Annotated in this window: 13 protein-coding genes; 8 read left to right on the forward strand and 5 right to left on the reverse strand. The window is 73.7% G+C overall.

Translation table 11 applies throughout. The annotated features are described in order from the left end of the window. Together ACFYUY_RS33725 and ACFYUY_RS33730 are read right to left on the reverse strand one after the other, a co-directional pair. The coding region (locus tag ACFYUY_RS33725; protein WP_387906295.1) for a hypothetical protein at nucleotides 1-1,077 on the reverse strand (1,077 nt) is incomplete at its 3' end. A gap of 422 nt (nucleotides 1,078-1,499) precedes the next feature. Then, nucleotides 1,500-4,412: a helix-turn-helix transcriptional regulator gene (locus tag ACFYUY_RS33730; protein WP_387906298.1), complete on the reverse strand. Its 2,913-nt coding sequence runs from the start codon at nucleotides 4,410-4,412 to the stop codon at nucleotides 1,500-1,502. A 239-nt stretch (nucleotides 4,413-4,651) separates the two neighbouring features. On the opposite strand from ACFYUY_RS33730, the gene ACFYUY_RS33735 reads away from it, so the two are divergent. The 3 genes from ACFYUY_RS33735 (at nucleotide 4,652) to ACFYUY_RS33745 (ending at nucleotide 7,150) form a co-directional block, all read left to right on the forward strand. After that, nucleotides 4,652-5,458: a chitinase gene (locus ACFYUY_RS33735; RefSeq protein ID WP_387906301.1), complete on the forward strand. Its 807-nt coding sequence runs from the start codon at nucleotides 4,652-4,654 to the stop codon at nucleotides 5,456-5,458. Between the two features lie 16 nt (nucleotides 5,459-5,474). Further along, nucleotides 5,475-6,257, forward strand: coding sequence for a thaumatin family protein (locus ACFYUY_RS33740; protein WP_387906304.1), 783 nt, complete (start codon nucleotides 5,475-5,477; stop codon nucleotides 6,255-6,257). A gap of 68 nt (nucleotides 6,258-6,325) precedes the next feature. Further along, nucleotides 6,326-7,150 carry a glycoside hydrolase family protein gene (locus ACFYUY_RS33745; RefSeq protein WP_387906306.1) on the forward strand — a complete coding sequence of 275 codons (825 nt, stop codon included), beginning with the start codon at nucleotides 6,326-6,328 and terminating at the stop codon, nucleotides 7,148-7,150. Nucleotides 7,151-7,394: 244 nt separating this feature from the next. Here ACFYUY_RS33745 and ACFYUY_RS33750 read toward each other — a convergent pair whose 3' ends face one another. Beyond that, nucleotides 7,395-7,901, reverse strand: coding sequence for a DUF664 domain-containing protein (locus tag ACFYUY_RS33750; RefSeq protein WP_387906309.1), 507 nt, complete (start codon nucleotides 7,899-7,901; stop codon nucleotides 7,395-7,397). Between the two features lie 238 nt (nucleotides 7,902-8,139). On the opposite strand from ACFYUY_RS33750, the gene ACFYUY_RS33755 reads away from it, so the two are divergent. From ACFYUY_RS33755 to ACFYUY_RS33765, 3 genes are all read left to right on the forward strand, one after another. Beyond that, a complete protein-coding gene (locus tag ACFYUY_RS33755; protein WP_387906310.1) occupies nucleotides 8,140-9,363 on the forward strand; it encodes an alpha/beta fold hydrolase in 1,224 nt (407 codons plus the stop codon). Nucleotides 9,364-9,462: 99 nt separating this feature from the next. Beyond that, nucleotides 9,463-10,068 (forward strand): non-oxidative hydroxyarylic acid decarboxylases subunit B, encoded by a 606-nt coding sequence (locus ACFYUY_RS33760; RefSeq protein WP_387906313.1) that lies wholly within the window; start codon nucleotides 9,463-9,465, stop codon nucleotides 10,066-10,068. A gap of 14 nt (nucleotides 10,069-10,082) precedes the next feature. Continuing rightward, entirely contained in the window at nucleotides 10,083-11,603 is a 1,521-nt protein-coding gene (locus tag ACFYUY_RS33765; protein ID WP_387906316.1) for a UbiD family decarboxylase, read from the forward strand. Between the two features lie 274 nt (nucleotides 11,604-11,877). Here ACFYUY_RS33765 and ACFYUY_RS33770 read toward each other — a convergent pair whose 3' ends face one another. Continuing rightward, nucleotides 11,878-12,933 (reverse strand): family 16 glycosylhydrolase, encoded by a 1,056-nt coding sequence (locus tag ACFYUY_RS33770; RefSeq protein ID WP_387906318.1) that lies wholly within the window; start codon nucleotides 12,931-12,933, stop codon nucleotides 11,878-11,880. Nucleotides 12,934-13,432: 499 nt separating this feature from the next. Between ACFYUY_RS33770 and ACFYUY_RS33775 the strand changes: the two genes are divergently transcribed. Together ACFYUY_RS33775 and ACFYUY_RS33780 are read left to right on the forward strand one after the other, a co-directional pair. Next, nucleotides 13,433-16,225, forward strand: coding sequence for an AAA family ATPase (locus ACFYUY_RS33775; protein WP_387906320.1), 2,793 nt, complete (start codon nucleotides 13,433-13,435; stop codon nucleotides 16,223-16,225). A 161-nt stretch (nucleotides 16,226-16,386) separates the two neighbouring features. Further along, nucleotides 16,387-16,980 carry a TetR/AcrR family transcriptional regulator C-terminal ligand-binding domain-containing protein gene (locus ACFYUY_RS33780; protein WP_360220101.1) on the forward strand — a complete coding sequence of 198 codons (594 nt, stop codon included), beginning with the start codon at nucleotides 16,387-16,389 and terminating at the stop codon, nucleotides 16,978-16,980. A gap of 393 nt (nucleotides 16,981-17,373) precedes the next feature. Here the strand turns inward: ACFYUY_RS33780 and ACFYUY_RS33785 are convergent, their stop codons facing one another. Then, nucleotides 17,374-17,655 carry a MerR family transcriptional regulator gene (locus tag ACFYUY_RS33785; protein WP_360220180.1) on the reverse strand — a complete coding sequence of 94 codons (282 nt, stop codon included), beginning with the start codon at nucleotides 17,653-17,655 and terminating at the stop codon, nucleotides 17,374-17,376. Nucleotides 17,656-18,114 lie beyond the last annotated feature (459 nt).

An 18,114-nucleotide genomic window follows, 5' to 3' on the forward strand; every position in this document is an offset into this window, starting at 1 on the left:
CGTCGACGGCGCACCGCCCGCCGAGATCGGCGTGCCGACCACGTCGGTGAGGTCGACGGTGGCCCAGGCACCGCTGGGCTGCAGCGCCGTCAGGCTCAGGTGACCACCGTTGGCCGAGCCGCGCGAGTAGATCGCCAAGGTGCCGTCGGGGTCGGTGCTCGCACTCACCGCACCGTCCGTCACCGGAGTACCGGCCGTGCCGGTCAGGTCGGAGGTCGCCCACGTGCCGGCCGCCGAGCGGTAGGTGATCTGCAGGTGCCCGTTGTCCGCGTTCGCCGTCACCACGCCGACGGTCCCGTTGGTCTGCACGAAGGCGGCCGGAGAACCGCCCGCCGCCGCCGGCGTTCCCACCACGTTCGTGAGGTCCGCCGTCGTCCAACCACCGCCCGCCAGACGCGCCGTCATCTGCACGTGCCCGTTCGCCGACCGGCTGAACGTGTAAGCCGTACCGTCCGCACCCGTCACCGAACCACCGTCACCCACGGCCGGCTTCCACGCCGGAGCGGGAGCGGGGATCGGGGTGGAGTCCTCGACGACGTTCTTGTAGCGCAGCGCCTTGTACTCGCCGTTGGGGTGCCCGTCGATCCTCGCCGCGTCGATCGAGACGCCGGTGATGTGCTTCACCGGGGTGGACCCGAAGGAGTAGTAGGAGAACTTGGTGTGGGCGGCGTCGTCCCACTTCTCGAAGAGCAGGACGTGGTTGTAGTAGGAGTTGAGGACGTCGCCGGCCTTGAGCTCGCTGCGGCTGATCTCCCTGGTGAAGCCACCGTCCACCAGCCCCTGGGTGTTCGGGCTGCTGCCCAGGTGCCAGGCCATGGAGACGTAGCCGGAGCAGTCGGTGCGGTAGGAGCGGCCCGAGGAGTCGAGGGCGGAGCCGCCCTGGCTGTAGACGAGGCTCTTGTTGTACCAGAACTGGGCGCGCTCGATGATCTCGGCGCGGGTGATCTGGCCGCCGACCGAGGAAGCCTGCGCGGCGGTGGCGGTGGTGGTGGTGACGGTCGTCGCGACGACGGCGCCGGACACGGCGATCGCAGCCGCCAGGGTGACGCGCAGCAGCTTCGAGGTCTTCGAGGACATGGGTGCACTCCGCAAGCGTGAGGAAGGGGTGAGGTCGGTGGGCGGGCGCCCGCGAGCCGGGCGTGGACGGCTGCCCTGCAGGAGCAGCGGTCGGGGGGCTGTGGGCAGACCTGCGCGGTACGGCGGCGGTACGGCCCTCGTGCCCGTTTGGGCGACGAGGGATCGGCGATGTGGGTCCGGCTCGCGTCCCGCGGTGACGCTTCGTTCGGCCCGCCTCCCGGAAGGGGTGCTCCCTGGCGGCGATCACTAGCTTCGTTGCAGCTCAGGGCGGGTGGAAGGGCTTTCGGATGGACGCAATCGTCCATGGCCCCTTCCGGCCAGCGGGGCCGAGAACGAGTTCGAACGCGGGTCCCCGGCCCCGTCCCTGTGTCAGGTCGCGTGCCAGGCGTACGCAGACCTCGGCGACACCCCGCGGCGGGTGGTCACCGGGCCGCGGGGCGGTGGCTGGGCCCCGGTGGCTGTTCTGCGGTGGCTGCGGCGACCTCGTGGCGTGAGCGGACGCCGAGCTTGCCCAGGATGTGGGAGACGTGGGTCTCCACGGTGCGGCGCGAGAGCAGCAGCATCGCGGCGATGTCGGGGTTGGACAGCCCCTGCGCGAGCAGGTCGGCGACGCGCTGTTCCGTCGCGGTCAGGGCGCCGCGGCCCGAGGCCGGCCGGGAGCGCGGCCCGCGGATGCCGGCGCGCACTCCCCAGGGGCGCAGGCGGGCGGCGGCGCGGCGGGCGTCCCAGACCGCGCCCAGCCCGGCGTAGAGCGCGAGGGCCTCGCCGAAGGCGGCGCGGGCCGCGGCGCGGTCCCCGGAGGCGGCCCGGAGCACGGCGAGGTCCTCCAGGGCGTTGCCGAGGTCGGGGGGCCGGTCGGCGGCGCGGTGGTGGTCGATCGCGACGCGCAGCCGGTCCGGGTCGTCGTGCAGCAGTGCGCGGCACCATCCGGCGGCGGCCCGGGTGGCGGGCAGCGGTTCGATGTGGGCGTTGCGCCGGCTCTCGAGCGCCGCGGCGCGGGCGGTGCCCCGGTCGTCCACGGCCAGGGCCAGGCGGACCAGGGCGACCAGCCACTCCGGGTGCCTCCGGACGTCGTACTCGTGGGCGCGGGCCAGCAGCACGGCGAGCACGGCGAGGGCCTCGCGGGGCCGGCCGGTGCGTTCGAGGACGAGGCTGCGGGCGACGATCCGGTAGGAGGCCGCCACGGGCCAGGTCGGCGGCGCGGCCTCGTCGTCCGGCGTCGCCGCGGCTTCCGCGTGCCCGGGTGTCTGCGGCCGGTTGTCGCGGCGGGCGCTGATCAGCGTGTGCAGGCTGTGCCGGGCGAGTTGCCAGCGGCCCTGCGGGAGGTCGGTGACCTCGTCCAGGACCGCCTGCGCGTCGTCCCAGCGGCCGTGTTCGTAGTGCCGCTCGGCGATCCTGACCAGGTTCATGGAGAGCAGCGTCGCCCCGGTCCGTTCGGCGACGGTGCGGGCGCAGGCCAGGGCCTCCTCCGCCTCCCGGGGGCGGCCGAGGCTGTCCAGTGCCACGGCCCGGTGGCCCAGCAGCATCAGCCGCAGGTCCACGGGTTCTGGGTCGTCGCCGATCTGCGCCAGTGCGAGGTCGGCCAGGACCAGGGCGCCGGGCTGGTCGCCCTCCCGGCTGCGGATCAGGGCGCCCGCGTTCAGGGCGTAGCCGACGGTGGTGGCGTTGTTGAGCCGCACCCCTTCGGCGAGTGCTTCGGCCATCGCCGCGCGGCCTCCGCCGAGCCGGCCCTGGAAGCCCCGGGCGAGCGCGAGCAGGGCCAGCAGCCCCGCGCGCCAACGCGGCGCGAGCCGCGGGTCACCGAGGGCCGCGCGCCAGTTCGCCTCCACGTCCTGGTAGCGGCCGGCGCGCAGCGCGATGCTGGTGAGCAACCAGCGGGCCCGGCCGGCGAGTTCGCGGTCGGAGGTCTCCAGCAGGATGGTCCGGGCCAGTTCCTCCGCGCGCTCGACGGGGCCGGTGCGGAAGTAGAGCGTCGCCAGCCGGTCGGCCAGCACGTGGCGCCTCGGGCCGTGCGCGTCCGTCTGCCGCAGGGCGTGTTCGAGCAGCTCGGCGGCGATCCCCGGGGCCCGGTCGGCCAGTCGCGCCGCGTTGTCGGCGAGCCACTCGCACTCCCGCTTCCACTCCCAGCCGTCGGCGTCCCGCACGGCCGGCAGGATCAGCTCGGCGACGCGTTCCACCGGCGCCCCGGCGGCGATCAGCTGCTGTGCCGCGTGCTGCAGGAGCCCGGTGCGCAGCGCGGGCGGCATGGCCTCGTGGAGGACTTCCCGCAGCAGGGCGTGGCGGAAGCGCAGCCGGGTGCCGGCGGGCTCCAGCACGCCTGCGCTCAGTGCCTCGTCCACCGCCGCCAGGAGGCCGGCGCCTGCGGCCGCTGCCGCCGGGTCGAGGGCACCGCCCCTCGCCGCTGCCGTCAGGTCGGCCGTCGAGAACGCGGGCCCGAGCAGGGACGCGAGGCGCAGCATCTGCCGGGCGTCGGCGGAGAGGCAGGCCAGCCGGTCGGCGATCACGTCCGTGAGCGCCCGGAGCTCCCCCGTGTGGTGGCCGCCGGCGGGCAGCTCGACGGTGCCGGCGGCGCGGTGCAGGGATCCGGCACGTTCCAGGGCGTTCAGCAACTCCCTGACGTACAGGGGGTTTCCGGCCGCTGAGGTGAGGCGTGCGGCGAGCCGGGGCCCTGCGGTCCCGCCGGTCAGTGCGCCGGCCAGCTCGGTCACGCTCGCCTCGCTCAGGCGGTCGAGGGAGAGCACCTGCCCGCCGTGGGGCGGGAGTTCCCGGCGCAGCCGCACCAGGGCCGGTCGGCTCGGAGCCGGTCGGCAGGTCCCGATGGCCAGCAGCGGCCGGTGGGCCGCGGTGCGGCAGAGGCGGCGCCACAGCAGCAGGGTGGCCTCGTCGGCCCGGTGGAGGTTCTCCAGGGCCAGGACGAGTGGCCTGGAGGTGCACAACCGGTCGATGTGGGTGAGGAGTTGTTCGGTGGTGGCCGTCACGGGATCGGTGGCGAGGCCGTGCCTGTCCCGGCCCGACCGGGCCTGCGGGCATCGACGGGCGGGTGCGGCCTGCGCGTGTCGGGGGTCGGCCGACGGCGGGTGCACGCCGAGGAGTCGGGTCATGGCCGAGAGCGGAAGCCGTTGCCCCGGTTCGTCGCAGTGCCCGAGGAGCACCTGGCAGCCGGCGGCCCGGGCCGCGGCGAGCGGGGCGGCGAGCAGGGCGGACTTGCCGATGCCCGGTTCGCCCTCGACCAGCAGGCTGCTCCCGCGGCCGGCCGTGACATCGGTGACCAGGGCCTCCAGCAGGGCCTGTTCGACGTCCCGTCCGGTCACGCCAACCATCTGCCGAATCAGCATGTACATGACTTTAGCCAGGTCGGGTGCCGCGCCAAACGTCTCGCGCGTCACGCCCGGCTCGCCGAGGCGCCATGTCCCGACCCTGCACGGTGCTGCGGGATCTCCGTGAGGCTCACGGATGTCTGCGGGGATGCTGCGCCGGAGGATCGTCCGACAGCCGCGGCGCGGCCACCGCCGCACGAGCGGTGCTCCCCTGTCGCCCCGCCCGGACACCCGTCACCACGTGAGGAAGGCCAGCCATGTCCTTTCGACGCTCAGCCCGACGCTCAGCCCTGAGGATCGCCGCGGCAGCGGCGGCCGTCTCGGCGATCGCCCTGCCCGCTTCCACCTCGGCCTCGGCTTCCACCCCTGCCTCCGCCCCTGTCTCCTTCTCCGCCGAGTCGGCGACCGGAGCGGCGGGCGCGCCGGCGGCAGCAGCGGTGCAGGCCGGATTCATCGTGAGCAAGGCCCAGTTCGGCCGGATGTTCCCGAGCAAGAACCAGTTCTACACCTACGAGGCACTGGTCGGTGCGATGAGCGCCTACCCCGCCTTCGCACACACCGGGGACGACGCGCTCAAGCGCCGGGAGGCCGCGGCGTTCCTCGCCAACGTCAGCCACGAGACCGGCGGCCTGCGCTACATCGTGGAGCAGAACACCGCCAACTACCCTACGTACTGCGACACTTCCCGGCCCTACGGCTGTCCCGCGGGACGGGCCGCCTACTACGGACGGGGGCCGCTCCAGCTCAGCTGGAACTTCAACTACAAGGCGGCCGGGGACGCCCTGCACATCGACCTGCTCCACAACCCCGGCCTCGTCCAGACCGACCCCCAGGTCGCCTGGAAGACCGCGCTCTGGTACTGGAACACCCAGTCCGGTCCCGGCTCCATGACGCCCCATCAGGCGATGGTCAACGGCGCCGGGTTCGGCCAGACGATCCGCAGCATCAACGGCGCCCTGGAGTGCAACGGCCGGAACCCCGCCCAGATGCAGGACCGGGTCAACCTCTACCAGCGGTTCGCCCAGATCCTCGGCACCTCCCCCGGCGCCAACCTGACCTGCTGAGAAGAGCGGAGACCCCATGCACAGGTTCCTGACCAGGCTCCTCGTCGCGGTGGCCGCCACCTTGACCACCGTGCTGACCACCGTGGTCCCGGGCGCGGGCACGGCGGCCGCGGGTACGGCGGCGACGGCGGCTGCTGCCAACCACACGGTGACGTTCGTCAACCACTCCTCGCAGACGCTGTGGATCGGCAGCGGCGTCAACGCCGACGGGTCCAAGCAGTTCGGCCGGCTGCCGGTCCTGGCCCCCGGGCAGTCGGCGACGGTGACGATCCCCGAGACGACCGCCCCCTTCCACTGGCGCGGCAAGTTCTTCGCCCGGCAGGGGTGCGGCGGCGCCCCCGGCAGCACCTTCCACTGCCGGGTGGGCGACTGCGGGGCGTTCGCCGACCACTGCACGACGGGCGAACAGCCCGCCAGTCTGGCCGAGTTCAACTTCGACAGCAAGGACGGCGCCGCCCCCTGGTACGACGTGAGCTACGTGAACGCCTTCTCGCTGCCGGTCACGATCACCCCGGTGAACGCCACCGTCCCGCCCGGCGGCGGCTGCGACACACGGGGCTGCACGGCGAACCTGCTGCCCGCCTGCCCGCCCGCCGACCTGACGCGCGGGCCGGACGGCAAACCGCTGCTGTGCACCAACCCCAGCCGGGACACCCCCAGCGACTACAGCCGCGCGCTCAGCGCGAGGTGCCCCAAGGCCTACACCTGGTCCAAGCAGGACCAGGTGCCGGGCAACAAGGTGATGCAGCAGTGCAGCCACTGCAAGGGCTTCACCGTCACCTTCGGGCCCACCGCGTGAGCCGCCCGTCCCGCGGCCCCGCCACGGCCACGGCCGCGACCACGCGATCACGTGAGGAGAGGAGCACGGTGTCCCGTCGCCTACGCCTGTTCACCGTCGTGCCCGTGCTGTTCGCGGTCCTGACCGGGCTCACGGCCGCCGGCCCGGCCGACGCGTCCGCCGCCGTGAAGAAGAAGGGCGTCAGCGCCTGGAACTTCCCCGACGTCACCGGCGCACTGGCCGACGTCAGGGCCGGCTGGTTCTACACCTGGGCCTCGGACCGCCAGCAGATCAGGCCGCCGGCCGGCGTCGAGTTCGTCCCCATGATCTGGGGCGCGGCCTCGGTGACCGACGCCCAGCTCAACACGGCCAGGAAGGAGGGCAGCACCCTGCTCGGGTTCAACGAACCCGACCTGCCGGCGCAGGCGAACATGAGCCCGGCCAGGGCCCTCGACCTGTGGCCGCGGCTCCAGTCGACCGGGATGCGCCTGGGGGCACCCGCGGTCGCGGGCGGCGGCGACGTCGCGGGCGGCTGGCTCGACCAGTTCATGAAGGGCGCCGCCGCCCGCCACGAGAAGGTCGACTTCATCCCCCTGCACTGGTACGGCTCGGACTTCCGCGCCGACGCCGCGACCGGCCAGCTGCGCGGCTACCTCCAGGCCGTCTACAACCGCTACAAGAAGCCGATCTGGCTCACCGAGTACGCCCTGATCGACTTCTCCCACGGCACCCCGAGGTATCCGACGCAGGACCAGCAGGCCGCGTTCGTCACGAAGTCGACCGCCATGCTCCAGGGCCTGCCCTTCGTCGAACGCTACGCCTGGTTCACCCTCTCCGCGGACCGCGGCGGCAGCGGCCTCTACAACCGGGCGACGCCCAACAAGGCGGGCGCGGCCTACCGCGCGGCCGGCTGAGCACGGACCCCGCCCGGGCGGTGCGGGTCGATCCGACCCGCGCCGCCCGCGGTCGCGGGCGATCAAGGGCCTGCAGGCCGTGCCGCAGCCGGCTTCCGACCCGAACCTGATGCGGGTGGCGCCGGACCAGGCTCCTGCGGCCTGACGGCCCGCCCTGCGGGACGCGCGCGGAGCGCACGGGGACGTTCCCCGTGCGCTCCACGCGTGGTGAAGCCCCTGCCACCCGGACGCGGGCGGGCCGCCGTCAGCGTCCGGTCAGCAGACCGCGCACGAAGGCCGCCTGGCCGACGTGCTGCAGGTCGTCGGCGATCACGCTGATCAGACGCACCCCGAGGGTGACCGGTGGCTGCCACGACTCGTCGACGATCCGGGCGAGGGAGCGGTTGTCGAGGCCTCGCACGTACTCCGTGGTCCGCGCGTGGACGGCGTCGTGGTAGCCCGACAGCAGGTCGGCGGTGGCGGTGACCTGGGCGACCTGCGCGGGCCGGTGCCCGTAGCCGGTGGCCGACGCGGCGAAGGGCAGGGCGAACCGCTCCGCCCAGCCCTCGGCGGTCCACACCTGTTCGCGGTCGGCCGCGTCGGCGACGTGGTCGTCCTGCACCCGGGTGAGGTGCCAGACCAGCCAGGCGATCGAGTTGGCCGAGTCCTGCATCCGGAACGCCAGCTGGTCGGGAGTCAGACCCTCGACGACGTCGGCGACCGTGGCACGGATCCGCTCGAACGCGTCCACGAGAAGCTCCGCGCTGGTCACACCGGTCACCGTCGTCTCCCGGTCGAGTAGGCCGTCCTTGTCGGCGGCACGGCGAGCCGCGCACCGCCCCGCCGATTGTGTCCCGCCCCCGGGCCGCCGGCCACCCGACCTTCCACCGTTCCGACCCCACCGCATTCCACCGCCAAGCACAGATGTTTGCTTCGTGTCGCCCGGAGGGTCTACAGTCCTTCCCGTAAGCACAGATCGGTGCTTACGGATTCCGAGGAGAGTGCGGACGATGAAGCAGCTGCTGTTCCCGAACAACATCCAGTTCTGGTACGAGACCCTGCGCTCGATGAGCCACATCGCCTACGGCGGCGCGGACTTCGGCGAGGTCGTCTCCACCGCCGACCGCATCACCGAGGGCGACTACGGCAGCTGGTACACCGAGTGGATGGCCACCGCCGACCGCGTCGCCGGCCAGGCCGAGGAGTCCCTGGCCGCCGGCCACCGGGTCAGCGCCCGCGACGGCTTCCTGCGCGCCTCCAACTACTACCGCTCCGCCGAGTTCTTCCTCCACGGCCACCCCTGCGACCCCCGCCACGACCACGCCTACGACCGCAGCGTCGACACCTTCCGTTCCGCCGCCGCCCTGTTCACCCCGATCATCGAACCCGTCCAGATCCCCTACGGGGACACCACCCTGCCCGGCTACCTCTACCGCGTCGACGACACCGCCACCCCCCGCCCCACCCTCATCATGCACAACGGCTTCGACGGCACCGCCGAGGAACTCCACTACTTCGGCGCCATGGCCGGCGTCGAGCGCGGCTACACCGTCCTGACCTTCGACGGCCCCGGCATGCCCGGCCCCCGCCACCACCAGAACCTGCCCTTCCGCCCCGACTGGGAGAACGTCATCACCCCCGTCGTCGACTACGCCCAGACCCTGCCCGACGTCGACAACGACCGCATCGCCCTGCTCGGCATCAGCATGGGCGGCATCCTCGCCCCCCGCGCCGCCGCCTTCGAGCACCGCCTCGCCGCCCTCATCACCGTCGACGGCCTCTACGACCTCGGCCAGACCACCACCCGCAACATCCCCGGCACCCGCGAAGAAGCCGAACACCTCCTGCGCGCCGACACCGCCCCCGAACTCGACGCCGCCCTCGACCACCTCATGGCCACCGACCCCATCGCCCGCTGGGCCATCAACCACGGCATGTACGTCATGGGCGTCGACACCCCCCGCGCCTTCAACGCCTCCTACCTCGACTACACCCTCGCCAACGGCATCGCCGAACGCATCCAGTGCCCCACCCTCGTCTGCGACGCCGAAGACGACATGTTCTTCCACGGCCAGCCCGAACAGCTCTACCACCACCTCACCTGCCCCAAGACCCTCATGCCCTTCACCAACGACGAAGGCGCCGGCGCCCACTGCCACCCCGGCGCCATGCGCCTCACCCAAACCCGCATCTACGACTGGCTCGACGACACCCTCGGTACGACCACCGCCTGAGGACCTGACCGTCCGACACCGCGCCGGGCCCACGGGCCCCGCCCGCGGACCGTCCATCGGCTGCAGACCCATTGACCGAGGAAGCACCAGGAGACACACGTGCGGCTGATCGTAGGAATGACGGGAGCGACCGGCTCCGTCCTGGGAGTCCGGCTCCTCCAGGAACTGCACCGGCACCCCGGCGTGGAGACGCACCTGGTGCTGACGCGCTGGGCACGGGCCACCCTCGAACTGGAGACCGGGATGAGCTCCCGCGACGTCGCCGCGCTGGCCGACGTCGTCCACTCCCCGGACGACCAGGGGGCCTCCATCGCCTCCGGCTCGTTCCCCGCCGACGGGATGGTGATCGTCCCGTGCAGCATGAAGACCCTCGCCGGGATACGCACCGGGTACGCCGACGGTCTGGTCGCCCGGGCCGCGGACGTCACGCTCAAGGAGCGCCGCAAGCTCGTCCTCGTCCCCCGCGAGACCCCGCTGAGCGAGATCCACCTCGACAACATGCTCGCCCTCGCCCGCATGGGCGCCGCCATCGTGCCGCCCATGCCCGCCTTCTACAACCACCCCGCCACCGTGGACGACGTCGTCGACCACATCGTGGCGAGGATCTGCGACCAGTTCGGCATCGACTCGACCCGGGCCCGCCGCTGGGAAGGCATGCGCGCCGCGGCCACCCCGCGCGTACCGGCCCTCCAGAGCAACCAGTGAAGGAAGCGCACCCCATGAACCACCCCGTGAACCACCCCAAGGACCTCCGCGGCCACATCGCCGCGCTCGAAGCCCTCGGCGACCTCAAGCGCGTCCGGCGCGAGGTGAGTTGGGACCTGGAGGCCGCGGCGATCACCCGGCTCTCCTACGAGCGCACCGCGCCCGCACCGCTCTTCGAGAACGTCGGCGGCGCCGAGCCCGGCTTCCGCCTGATGGGCGCACCCGCCTCGCTGAGCTCCGCCCCCGGCAAGCCGCTCGCCCGGGTCGCGCTCTCCCTCGGACTGCCCCCGGAGCTGACCGCCGCGCAGCTCGTGGACACCCTGGCGGCGACCCGGGACCTGCCGCCGGTGCCGCCCAGGCTCGTGCCCCGCGACCAGGCCCCCTGCAAGCAGAACGTCCTGCTCGGCGAGGACGCGACGCTGGAGCGCTTCCCGATCCCCCGCGTCCACGAGCAGGACGGCGGCCGGTACCTCAACACCTGGGGGATCATCGTCGCGCGCACCCCGGACGGCTCGTGGACCAACTGGTCCATAGCCCGCATCATGATGATCGACGGCAAGCGCATGACCGGCCTGGTCATCCCACCCCAGCACATCGGCCTCATCTGGCAGGAATGGGTGAAGATCGGCAAGCCCATGCCCTACGCCCTCGTCCAGGGCGGCGACCCGGCGATCCCCTTCGTCGGCGGCATCCCGCTGCCCGACGGCGTCGACGAGGCCGGCTACATCGGCGCCCTGCACGGCGAGCCGGTCGAGGTCGTGAAGTGCGAGCTGTCCGACCTCGAGGTGCCCGCCGGCGCGGAGGTCGTCATCGAGGGCCACCTGTCCGTGGAACGCTCCGCCGTCGAGGGCCCGTTCGGCGAGTTCGCCGGGTACGTCCCCGACGAGGCCTCCCACCAGCCCGTCTACACCGTCGAGTGCATCACCCACCGCGACGCCCCGATCTGGCCGATCGTCGCCGAGGGCCGCCCGGTGGACGAGTTCCACACCGTCACCGGAGTGGGCATCGCCGCCGACGTCCTGCACGACCTGCGCGCCGCCGGCCTGCCGGTCACCACCGCCTGGTCCCCGCTGCGCGCGGCCTCCCACTGGCTGGTGCTCACCGTCCCGGCGAACTGGCGCGAACTCCTCCCGGACACCGACTCCGACACCGACACCGACTCCGACATCGACTCCCAGGAGTTCGTGCACCGCATCGGCGAGGTCATGGCCGGGGGGAGCCGGGGCGGACGGCTCCACGCCCGGGTCTTCGTCCTCGACGACGACGTCGACCCCGCCGACGACACCGACCTGCTGTGGGCGCTGGCCACCCGCATCCACCCCACCGACCGCGCCGAGGTGTGGCACGGCCCGATCCACCCCCTGATGAACTGCTACCACCCCGACGAGCGGGCCGCCATGACCGGGCCGGTCGTCCTCCACGACGGCCTCCAGCCCGCCCCCGGCCAGGGGCGCATGCCGCACAGCTCCTTCGCCGAGGCCTACCCGGCCCCCATCCGCCGGCGCGTCCTCGACCACTGGGACGACGAGGCCTGAGGACGCCGGCCACGGCTCCGCCCCGCCCGGGCCCACGAGGTCGGGAAGGCCCACCTGGTCCCCAACCTCGTCGCCAACGCCGTCCTGTCCGCTTCCCGGCCCCCGCACCCGACCGGCACCGGCCCACGCCACCGGGCCCGCGCCCGCGGTAGAGCCACGCCTGCCCGGGCGGTACCCCGAAGGCCTGCCGCTTCTCGGCACCGACCTTCACGACCTGGTGCACGTCGACCGGCCGTCGGTGCCAGGTGGGACATGCCGACGTCCGACGCCCGGGTCAGCGGACGGGGAAGGCGGCCGGCCGTTGCCAGGCCCTCACGTAGTCGACCGTCAGGTGTCCTTCGCTGCCGGGCGCCGGCGGGACCTTGGAGTAGACGAAGTTGCTGAGGAGGACGTTCACCGGCCGGTTCGAGGCCCTGCTGCTGTGGTGGACGACCCGGCCGTCGATCCACCAGTCCGTCCCCCAGGGCTCGATGTCGACGCCGTAGGTGTGGAAGTCCGCCGTCGGATCGAACGCGGGCCGGTGCACCACGCCCGCGGCGTTCGGGTCGGGGAGGGCGGCCCCGGGCCAGGTGAACCAGGACGGGGCTTCCTGCTGGGCCCTGCTCGCGTTGTGCTGGCTGAGGTAGAGCCGTGAGTGGTCGTCCGAGTAGAACTCGAAGGCGTCGGTCTCGCCGTGGGCGGGGAGGGTGACGCCGGGCGCGGACCACGTCCACAGGGCCGGCCAGAAGCCCTTGGGCGCCGGGAGCTTCGCCCGCACCTCCGTGTAGCCGTAGGTGAAGGCGTAGGAGGGCGACGTGTTGATCATGCAGCTGGACCACGCGTAGCGCTTCCCACTGGCGCTGGTGACGGCGTCCGGCCTGGCCGTGATGTCCAGCGCGCCGCCGGAGACGGCGCAGTTCGCCGGCTGGTCGAATTCGAGCTGCTGGTTGCCCGGGTTCCCGGTGCCCAGGGGGTTGGCGGACCAGTCGGCCTCCGCGTCCGACTGGTACGACCACCTCGTCCGGTCCAGCGACGTCCCGTCGAACTCGTCGGCGAACTTCAGGTCCCACCGGCCCGTCGGTCCGGTGGGCGCCGTCCGCGACGGTGGCGAGGGCGCCGTGGTCGAGGGCGCCACGGGATTCGCCGGGGCCGGTGCACCGGGCGACGGTGCCGAGGGGAACGGGGGCCGGCTGCTCAGCGGGGTGATCGGGAACGGCCACGACCCGCTCCCGGGCGAGGGCCAGGGCGGGGCCGTGCCGATCTGACGCACCGCCACGGCCGTCGGCGAGGCGAGGACGCACAGGGCCGCGCCGGCCATGGACGCCGCGGCGAGCTTCAGGAGTTTCGACAAGGGATCCGCCGTTCTGGGACCGGTCACAGCAGGGACCGACCCGATGACCCGGGGCACCGTAAGAGCCATGTGTGGGGGGACCGGCACTGCCGGCGGCAGGCGGTTGCGATCGACTCTCGCACTCGTCCCGGGGAACCGCTCGTCGTACGGTGCGAAGGGGGTGACCCACCGACAGGTCGGGTCGATCCGGGATGGGACCTCGGGCTGACCGCGGGACCCGATCCGTCGGCGCATGCCCCCTCGGGGGCAGCCAGGGCGGTGGCAGGCGCTCAGTACCAGCCGTACCGCCACACCCACGCCGATCCACCGCTCACGGCGCCACCACGGGCAGCGCGACCACGGGGGCGGCCCGCCGAGCCACGCCCGGCCGTACCGCCCAGCTGCGGGCGCGAGTGCGGCTGCGGGGCCCTCGGGATGGCAGGCTTACGCCGAGCACATGATGATCATCATCCGACCGCCCCAGGGCCACACCCGGCGGTCGGGCGCGGAGGTGGGGACCATGAATCCGGCGGACACGCCCTTGATCGGCCGGGAGCACGAACTGGCCCTGCTGCACTCGTTCGTGACCGCCCCCGAGGGGCGGGCGCTGGTGCTGCGCGGCGAGGCCGGTGTGGGCAAGAGCGCACTGGTCGACCGCGCGGCCCGCACGGCGGCCGAGGCGGACCACGCACTCGTGCGGGCCACCGGGGTGGAGGCCGAGTCGGAGCTGCCGTTCGCCGGCCTGCACCAGTGCCTCCACCCCCTGCTCGACCGCACCGCCCGCCTCGACCCGCGCCAACGCACCGCCCTGGACGTGGTGTTCGGCGGCGGCAGCGGTGCGCCGCCGTCCGTGCTGTCCCTCGGCATCGCCGTGCTGGACCTGCTGGCACTCGCCGCCGCCGAACGGCCGCTGACGCTGCTGATCGACGACGGCCAGTGGCTGGACGACGCCAGCGTCGAGGTGTGCGGGTTCGTGGCACGCCGGCTGGCGGACCTCCCGGTGAAGATGCTGATCGCGCTGCGCTCCGAGGTGCGCTGCGCCTTCGACCACGCCCGGCTCCCCGAACTTCCGGTCGAGGCCCTGGCGGAGGACGCCGCCGGACGCCTGCTGGAGCTGCGCCACCCCCGGCTCGACGCCCGGGTGCGGCGGGCCGCCCTGGAGCACGCCCGGGGCAACCCGCTGGCCCTGCACGAGCTGCCGCCCTACCTGGCCGCGCCCGACCTCGCCGGTGACCTGCTCGCCACCCCCGGGGTGCCGCTGCCCAGGCGCCTCCAGCAGCTCTACGGCACGCGGATCGAGCGCCTGGCCCCCGCCGTCCGGGCGGAACTGCTCCGCGGCGCCCTCGACGGCGCCGCGGCCGGCCGGCTCCGGGGCCGCGTCCACGCCACGCGGTACCGGATGCGCGGGGTCGAACCGGCCGTCGAGTCGGGGCTGCTCGACGTCGACACGGCCCTCGGTGACTTCGTCTTCCGCCACCCCCTGGTGCGCTCCGCCGTCATCCAGCTGGCCACGCCCGACGAGCGCCGGTCCGCCCACGCCGAACTGTCCCGGGTGCACCGGGCCGACACCGAGCGGCACGCGGGCCACCTGGCCGCAGCGGTCGTCGACCCGGACGAGGCGGTGGCCGCGGTGCTGGAGGCTGCGGCCGACTCCGCGACCCGGCGCGGTGGCGCGGCGGCCGCCGTGGCCTGGCTGACCCGCGCGGCGGAGCTGAGCGAGCGGCCCGCGGACCGCTCCCGGCGCCTCGGTGACGCGGCCTACCTCGCCGGGCAGGCCGCGCTGCTGGACGAGGCGCAGCGGCTGCTCCACCGCTCGGACCCGGAGCCCGGCCCGGCCGGTTCGCTGGCAGCCGTCCTCACCTCCGCGCACGCGGACTTCGTCCGGGCCGGAGCGGTCCGGCCGGCCTTCCAACGGCTGGCGGCGGCGGTCGAGCGGTGGTCGGACGGCGGCACTCAGGGGGAGGCAGGCGACGGGGCCACCCTGGCCCGGGCGGCCGACACGCTGGTCACCATGGCCCACTACGCGGGCGACCCCGCACTGTGGCAGCGCGTCGAGCGGATCCTCGACGCGCTCGGCGACCGGGTGCATCCGCTGACGGCGCTGTACCGGGACGCGAGCGCCGTGGCGCGCAGCGGTGCGGGGCTGCGCGAACGTCTGGAGCGGGCGTTCGCCGCCGAGGCGCACCTCGCGCCGTGGGACCTGGCCCGGCTGGGGGTCTGCGCCTCCCACGTCGACGCGCTGGGCCAGTACCGCGTCCAGCTGCGGCACGCCGTCGAGCGGGAGCGGGAGGAGGGCGCGGTGTCGAGCGTGATGACCATGCTGCGGATGCTGATGCTGGACCAGATGTACTCCGGCGAGTGGGCGGAGGCGGAGCGTACCGGGCAGCAGGCGCTGGAGCTGTGCACCGCGCACGGTCACGTCCTGCTCGCGTACCACACCCGGGCGGTGCTGGGGCAGTTGGCGGCCCGGCGGGGGCGGCTGGGTGCCGCGCGGGAGCTGCAGTCCGCGGTGGACGCCTGGGCCCGTCCGCGCGGGGTGGGTCTGCTCACCCAGATCACGGAGGCGATCGCCACCGGGGTGGCGCTCACCGAGGGGGACTTCGAGGCGGCCTACCTGTACGCCATCGGGATGACGCCGCCGGGCAGCTTCGAGCGCCATGCCCACCAGATCGCCCCGCGCGCGTTGCTGGAGCTGGTGGAGGCGGCGCTGTACAGCGGCCGCCGGGAGCAGGCGCGGCGGCACGCCCTGGCGGCGTGCGAGGCCGGGCTGCCGGAGGCGTCGCCCCGGTTGGCCCTGTCCGCCTACGGCGGCCTGGCGATGACCGCGGAGGATGCGGCGGAGGCGGCGGCGATGTACGCGCGCGTCGAGGCGCACCCGGCGGCCGGGGACTTCCCCTTCGAGGTGGCGCGCGTCCGTCTGGCCTACGGCATCACGCTGCGGCGGCTGAGGGAGCCGCGCGCGGCCGGGCAGGCGCTGACGCTGGCCGTCGGGACGTTCGACCGTCTCGGCTGCACGGCGTGGGCGGACCGGGCCCGCGCCGAACTCCGGGCCGGCGGCCGGCCTGCGGCCCCGTCGGGCCCGTCGGCCCCGGACGCCACGGTGCTGACCTGGCAGGAGCGGCGGATCGCCGAACTCGCCGCGACCGGGCTGACGAACAAGGAGATCGGCGAGCGGATCCGGTTGTCCCCGCGGACGGTCAGTTCGCACCTCTACCGGGTCTTCCCCAAGCTCGGCGTCACCTCCCGCGCCGCCCTGCGCGACGCGCTGGGCGGCACACCGGGCGGCACTCCGGCTGGCGACACCGGGCACTGACACCGGGCAGGGGTGAGGCGGCGGGCATTCGCGCTCTCCGGCGGCCGAGGCTACGGCGACGGCTACGCCCCACCGTCGCGCTGAAGGCTGCGCCGGTCGCCTGCCAGACTGTGGGACCCACCGGGCAGCGCGAAGCAAACATCTGTGCTTACGATGTGGGGGTGACGACGAAAGAACCGACCACACGCATCCGCAGGAGCCCCGAACAGGTCCGCACGGCCGTCCACCAGGCGGTCATCGACCTGCTCTCCGACCCGGACGGCGAGGACCTCAACATCCCCGCGATCGCCCAGCGCGCCGGCGTCAACCACACCAGCGTCTACCGGCGCTGGGGCAGCCTCGACGCACTCCTGGCCGACATGGTCACCACCCGCCTCGAACGCGACTCGCCGCTGAACGACACCGGCAGCCTGCGCGGCGACCTCCTCGCCTGGGCCGAAGCCAGCGTCAGGAGCATCCGCACCCCCCAGGGCCGCGCCCTCGTGCGCGCCGTCATCCTGTCCATGCCGAACAACCCCCAGGACCAGACCGAGCGGACGCAGCACTTCCAGCGCCGCATGCGCTCCATCGAACAGATCCGCCAGCGGGCCATCGCCCGGGGCGAGGACCCGCCACCCGTGGAGCAGATCCTCGACCAGCTCATCGCACCGTTCTACGTCCGGTCGATCTTCGGCATCGACCTGCCGGCCACCGGCTACCCCGAGCTCCTCGTCGACCGACTGCTCGGCCCCGCGGACGCACCGGGCACGGACTGAGCCCGGCCCACCCGAACCGGGCCCCCTCCCCACCCACCGACCCGCGGTCGGCGACCGTCCCCCTCGTCGCCGGACCCAGGTCAGTCCGGGTGCCGCGTGGTGCCGCGAACCCCCGGGAGCGTCTGTGCGACGCTCCCGGGGGTTCGCGGTCGACAGCCCGGACATGGCCCTGGCGGCAGTCGGCTCCCGGGGCCGGTGCGCGGTGTCCGTGCCGGCCGGGGCGCCGCCCGGCGAGGAGCACGGGTCGAGCGGGCGGAAGGCCGGCACCGGGAAGCCGAGCGTCTTCGGCCCGGGGCCCGCCTCGCTCGCCCGGCGGCGTGAACTCCACCTCGGCCGCCCGGGACTTCACCGTGCCGGCTCCGCCCGCGGCTGCGGGCCGGGGTGCTGGTCCGGTCAGGTGTCCGCGGTGGGCTCCTGGTCCCGCTGGGAACGGCGGAGCTGTTCGTTGATGCGCAGGGCTTCTTCGAGTTGGTCTTCGAGGATGACGATGCGGCAGGCGGCCTCGATCGGGGTGCCCTGGTCGACGAGGTCGCGGGCGCGCATGGCGATGCGTAGCTGGTAGCGGGAGTAGCGGCGGTGGCCGCCGCCGGAGCGTAGCGGGGTGATGAGGCGGTGTTCGCCGAGGGCTCGCAGGAAGCCGGGGGTGGTGGCGGTCATCTCGGCGGCGCGGCCCATGGTGTAGGCGGGGTAGTCGTCGTCGTCGAGCTTGTCGGGTGTGTCGGGGCTGGTCGTCGTAGTCACTGCACCTCTCTGGTTCTCGGGGAGAACGCGTCGAGGGGCCCCGGGGCCGTGTCGGCTCCGGGGCCCCGAAGGGGAACAACACCATCTACCGGCCTGGGCCGGTCCTGTTACTTCCGCACCGCCCCGGGGGAGGGGGCGTACGGGGATCGCGTATGCGTGACCGGAAACCACCGTCCTTGCCTTGGGGTCTGCGGTGTCCGCCCGGGCGAGTGTTCACGGGCCGGGCGATCCTGATGGCGCTTGCGCCCTCCGTTCATCCTCTGTACTGAACTGTCATTTCCGTACTGCTGGTACTGCCGGTACTGCTGGTACTGCACCTGCTGAACTGCGTCCTGCTGGTCGGTGGCCGTGACGGCCCACCGGTCCGGCAGCCAGCCCCGTCGGCCGTCCTGC

Source organism: Kitasatospora sp. NPDC004745, from assembly GCF_042873275.1.
Lineage (GTDB): Bacteria > Actinomycetota > Actinomycetes > Streptomycetales > Streptomycetaceae > Kitasatospora.

Coding starts and splice junctions, on each gene's coding strand:
- ACFYUY_RS33730 (WP_387906298.1), bottom strand. CDS start 4,412: ATGCTGATTCGGCAGATGGTTGGCGTGACCGGACGGGACGTCGAACAG.
- ACFYUY_RS33755 (WP_387906310.1), top strand. CDS start 8,140: ATGAAGCAGCTGCTGTTCCCGAACAACATCCAGTTCTGGTACGAGACC.
- ACFYUY_RS33785 (WP_360220180.1), bottom strand. CDS start 17,655: ATGGGCCGCGCCGCCGAGATGACCGCCACCACCCCCGGCTTCCTGCGA.
- ACFYUY_RS33735 (WP_387906301.1), top strand. CDS start 4,652: ATGTCCTTTCGACGCTCAGCCCGACGCTCAGCCCTGAGGATCGCCGCG.
- ACFYUY_RS33775 (WP_387906320.1), top strand. CDS start 13,433: ATGAATCCGGCGGACACGCCCTTGATCGGCCGGGAGCACGAACTGGCC.
- ACFYUY_RS33765 (WP_387906316.1), top strand. CDS start 10,083: ATGAACCACCCCGTGAACCACCCCAAGGACCTCCGCGGCCACATCGCC.
- ACFYUY_RS33740 (WP_387906304.1), top strand. CDS start 5,475: ATGCACAGGTTCCTGACCAGGCTCCTCGTCGCGGTGGCCGCCACCTTG.